A 1,037-nucleotide genomic window follows, 5' to 3' on the forward strand; every position below is an offset into this window, starting at 1 on the left:
GCCGTTAAACATCGACTTATTAATAAACGCTCGAACACGACGTTTGTCTTGTAATAAATTTGCAAGTTCTTTCATTGGAATACGGCATTTTTCCTTTGCTGATTGTTTGTCTTTAAGATAATCTTCAAATTTTTCAGGAAAAGCCTCTATACATTTAATCAGCAACTGACCAATTCCGTCCATGGTTTGGAAAATGTCATCATTTTTAAAGCGAGTGCCTCCATAAAGAAAAATCTGCCACTTTTTTTCCCACTTTTTACAGAATGAGCATCTCCAGACGGATCAATAACATCTTTCTTAGCTTTAAGATCGTTTTTATAATCATGCTCAAGCCCGATACGCAATGCAAAATCTAAAGCGTCATCATGCCCTCTTTGTCTGACTTTTCGCGCATCGTCGCTTGATAGCCCGCGTTTTGCCACACTTACCTCCGCGTTTCAGGCATCTTGTATATTAGTAATTCATGAGACTTTTTTATATGGCTGCCATTATTATCACGCAAACGATTTTCGCCGATGCGTGTATCACCCTGACTTAAAGTATATTGCCATGAAGGTTTTTTACAATCAAAATCTTTATACCATTTTCTGATAACACTGCAATTATTATAAGAAAGAATAAAGCCGCCTTTATGATTTAACAGCAAATCACGCAAAAGTTCATGCTTAAATCCTTTATGGTATATTGGAAAATTTCTATGCGGATACAAACCTATAAAAGTTTTACTATCTCCGTCTAAATAATAAGGAGGGTCGCAATAAAAAAAATCATTTGGATATTTTTTAAATACGTTCTCAAATGAATCACACTCAACGGATATATTACTTAATGAAAGTTTTCTTGATTTCTCAATCATTGTCTTATAGCGATCTTCCCGCAAATAAACAGAAGAGGGCCAACCCAAAAAATGAGGACCATAAGATGTATTATGATTAAAGTAAAACAACGCCGCTAATTCTATTTTGCTTCTTACTTTTTTTTCTCCTTTCCAATGCGCTTTCATTATAGATTTAATCTCTTGAAAGCCTTCGCGGGTT

At 35.0% G+C, this 1,037-nt stretch carries 3 protein-coding genes; all 3 read right to left on the reverse strand.

Going from position 1 to position 1,037, the window contains the following annotated elements; genetic code table 11:
* The coding region (locus ACYVTD_RS13495; protein WP_461248253.1) for a hypothetical protein at positions 1–183 on the reverse strand (183 nt) is incomplete at its 3' end.
* On the reverse strand, positions 159–422 hold the full coding sequence (locus tag ACYVTD_RS13500; protein ID WP_461248254.1) for a hypothetical protein: 264 nt from the start codon (positions 420–422) through the stop codon (positions 159–161). The genes ACYVTD_RS13500 and ACYVTD_RS13495, both read right to left, overlap by 25 nt.
* A 2-nt stretch (positions 423–424) precedes the next feature.
* On the reverse strand, positions 425–1,037 hold a 613-nt coding region (locus ACYVTD_RS13505), incomplete at its 5' end, for a DNA adenine methylase (RefSeq protein ID WP_461248255.1).

It is taken from the genome of Treponema sp. R6D11 (assembly GCF_054786075.1).